This window comes from Streptomyces sp. S6 (assembly GCF_054880855.1).
In genome coordinates this window covers 1-3212 of record NZ_JBTYMC010000496.1, presented here as the reverse complement: position 1 = coordinate 3212, position 3212 = coordinate 1, and the positions used below count along the sequence as shown (strand labels likewise).

Below are 3212 nucleotides of genomic sequence, written 5' to 3'. Positions count from 1 at the left end.
CTACCGGGCGCTGGCGGCCGACCGGACCCGCGTCCACGGCCCCGGCCACCCCGAGACACTCCGCGCCCGCCACGGCCTCGGCGTCAACCTGGGCCGCCTCGGGTGCTGGGAGGAGGCGCTGGCCGAGGCCCGCGACGTCCACGCGATCCGCGTGCGCGTCCTCGGCGACGACCACGAGGACACCCTCGTCAGCCGCCGCGAGGTCGCCGTCGCCCTCGGCCGGCTGGGCCGCTGGCAGGACGCCCTCGTCCAGCACCGCGAGATCGCCGCGATCCGCGAACACCTCCTCGGCCCCGGCCACCCCGACACCCTCGCCGCCCGGGAGGACGAGGCGCAGTGCCTTCGGCATCTGGACGGGCGGGTGCCGGGGCCGGAGATACTGCGGCAGCGCGGAGCCTGACCGGACTCGGCGTACCCGCGAGGACGCCACCCTCAAGACCCCCGCGGCGAACTCTCCCGCCGCCCGGCGGACGCTCTACCAGGGGCCGTGGTCCAGCAGCCCGAGCCACAGGATCGCCACCGCCGTCGCCAGGAACACGATCCCGCCCACGATGTTCCGGGAACCCACGCGCACGTGGGCGAAGATCGCCCCGATGAAGTACAGGATCAGCCCGACGGCGGCCAGCGTGCCGAGCGCCGGCACCGCGAGCCCGGCCAGCAGCCCGACGGTGCCCGCCGCCAGCAACGACCCCAGGACCGGGACGTACTTGCGTGGAATGCCCTTCATGTCCGCCTGGGACTTGGGGTACTCATGCCCGATCAAATACGTCACGGCAGCAGCCCCGTTGAAGACCGCACCGACGATGGCCATGGTCACGAAAGCGGTGGACAAGTTCTCTCCGCATCTTTGAGGACGACCTTGCTGAGCACCGTTCGTGATGCCCCCCGAGCTGGTGATCGTACAGGGGTTCTAAAACATGTCCCAGTCGAATTCCCGGTGTGCGGCCTCGGCTTGGGTGGGCGGCAGCCTCCCCGGCCGCGCCACGCCCCGCAGCGCTTCCCCGCCCTCACTGCCATCGCCACCAGCCTCATCAACTGCCGCCGACTCACCAAGTGAAACGAGGTCTTGTCCGCTCTCTCTGCGAAGCCTCAGGTCGGAGACCTGGGGCTTCGTTGCTGCCGGACCCTACGGGGCCCTGCGCCCTGCGCGTGCCCAGCCGCGTCTCACCTCGCCGCGACCCTCACCCGGAGCACGCGAGGACCGGCGGCTCCCCTCACGGGGTGGTGAGGGTCGGGTTCTTGACGACCTTCGCGCAGATTGCGTACGCCTTGAGCTTGCCCGGGTTGTTGGGGTCGGTGTTCGTGGCGAACACCCACCAGCCCTCGCCGGCGATCGGGATGCTCGCACCGACGGCGTAACGGTCGGCGTACGAGTTTCCGGCGACCACAGCTTGTCGTCTTCCTCCTCACGAAGCGCTGCTCCATGGCTCAGACGCCACTCGCCGAGGCAACCGGCCCGGCCAAGAACCGGATCGGCGCGACCCTCCAGGAAGTCACCCCCGTGCTCGCCGCGCTCGGGTACACGGCCCCGGCCGGCGCACTCACCGTGACCACGGCACAACAGCTCGCCGAGATCGCCGGACACAACCTCACACTCCTGCAATCCTCACCACGATCTAGGAGTTATTGATCGGCAGGCCCCTGCGACCCGACTATCGGGCAACTCGTGTCCACCGGCCGTAGGCGGATCGTCACGAAACTTCGAAGTCGGGCGCTCTTGTGCGGAGTTCGAGTGCAATCCGTGTCATCGCGGAAAGGATTGCGGACACGTACACGACGGGAAGCGGAAAATGCGAAGGGCGGATCCAGAGGAAAGTCGCTGCCGCCGCAATACAGGCGGCAGAGATGACGGCACACTTTCTATTGTCCTGGAACGGTAGCCAGGCGAGTACGATCAGGAACATCGTGCCAAGGAGTCTCAATCCTGCCGCAGGTGATCCGAACAGCCAGAATACGGCAATTTCCGCATAGCGCAGAGATAGAAGGCAGCTGATTCCGGTGGCGCAGATCAAGCCGACCGTGAGCCCATCCCGCCATGATCTCTGCCGAATACCGAACACGATTCCACATGCGACACTCAAGGCTACAGCTGTCACGTACAAATAGTTCGGCACCGGAACTCCTTTCACCTGGCGGGGCGGGGTGCCCTTCTCTCTGTTTCTCGGAAGACCACCCCGCCCGTTACATTACCGACTGAAGGCCGGGTCAGGACTCTTCCCCGGGGCATTGCAGAAGTGGGCTGTTGACGGATCTATGGCCGCGTCGGCGATCGCTCCGATATTCCATGGATTGCCTCCGTGGCCGCTGGTGATGTCGCACGAAGCATACGGGTGCATCGACTGATCGGGTTCAGCGGGAGGCGGGGGGATGTCAGGTCCGCTGAAGTGATAGAAGTCGCCGGTTGTCACCGGGGCGCTGGATCCAGTGTAGGAACCGTTCAGGTCGATGGCCTTGTTGTTGCGGTACAGATACTGGTTCGGCATGAAGCTGGAGCGCAGGACTGGAGCCCCGCCGACCGTCTTGATGGTGCCGTCGGTGCAGGTCTTGAAATCGAGTTCCTGCCAGATCGGAGGCGCAGAGCCGAAGATCGATCCCGTGAGGCCCGGCTTGAAGAACATGTTCCGGATCTCCTGCGCCATCGACGCGACGGGATTGTCGGAGGATCCGGTGTCATGCGACACCCGTGTCACCCAGTCGGCCACGCTGTCGGTGAGGCGCTGGTCGCCCAGAGCGGTGCGATAGCCGATGGACCCGCCGGCCGTGTGCATCACTGCGACGCAGGTGCCGCCATCGTCGGTGACCACGTTGTCGTTGTCGTCGGTGATCACCGGCTTCACGCCGATCGACTTGTAGGCCCGCCCGGGAAGGATTCCGTCGTTGTTGGTCGAGGTTGTCGTCGATTTGCCGTTGTGGACGTTGAGGTCCTTGGCGGTGTAGTCGAGGTCCGGCGGCTGGGTGCCGTAGTCCTTTTGGAGCGCCGCGAAGAACTCGCGCACGAAGTCAGGGATGTGGGTGTCGGCGGTGCGGTCGTCGTACGTCACACTCTCGCTGCCGTTGATGATCTTTCCGTCGCTGGTCTTCACGTACGAGACGGTTGCTTTGGGCTTGCCGGGAAACAAGCCGTCGCTTCCGTGGTTGAGCGTCGTTGTTGTGGTATGGGGAGTCCGGAGGGGATCGAGTTTGGCCTGGCGGCGAAGTTCCAGGCGCTGTTC

At 65.8% G+C, this 3212-nt stretch carries 3 protein-coding genes and 2 pseudogenes; 2 read left to right on the top strand and 3 right to left on the bottom strand.

Features of this window, described 5'->3' with window-relative positions; genetic code table 11:
• On the top strand, nt 1-400 hold a 400-nt coding region (locus tag ACVNF4_RS34225; RefSeq protein ID WP_461806765.1), incomplete at its 5' end, for a tetratricopeptide repeat protein.
• A 75-nt stretch (nt 401-475) separates the two neighbouring features.
• On the opposite strand, the gene ACVNF4_RS34220 is transcribed toward ACVNF4_RS34225, so the two are convergent.
• Nucleotides 476-832: a DoxX family protein gene (locus ACVNF4_RS34220; protein WP_461806764.1), complete on the bottom strand. Its 357-nt coding sequence runs from the start codon at nt 830-832 to the stop codon at nt 476-478.
• Between the two features lie 475 nt (nt 833-1307).
• Here ACVNF4_RS34220 and ACVNF4_RS34215 point away from each other — a divergent pair.
• Nucleotides 1308-1630: pseudogene (locus ACVNF4_RS34215) on the top strand (ISAzo13 family transposase); the annotation flags it as partial.
• Nucleotides 1631-1691: 61 nt separating this feature from the next.
• Here ACVNF4_RS34215 and ACVNF4_RS34210 read toward each other — a convergent pair.
• Together ACVNF4_RS34210 and ACVNF4_RS34205 are read right to left on the bottom strand one after the other, a co-directional pair.
• Complete coding sequence (locus ACVNF4_RS34210) at nt 1692-2114, bottom strand: hypothetical protein (RefSeq protein WP_461806763.1); 423 nt, start codon at nt 2112-2114, stop codon at nt 1692-1694.
• A 72-nt stretch (nt 2115-2186) separates the two neighbouring features.
• Nucleotides 2187-3212, bottom strand: a pseudogene (locus ACVNF4_RS34205) (hypothetical protein); the annotation flags it as partial.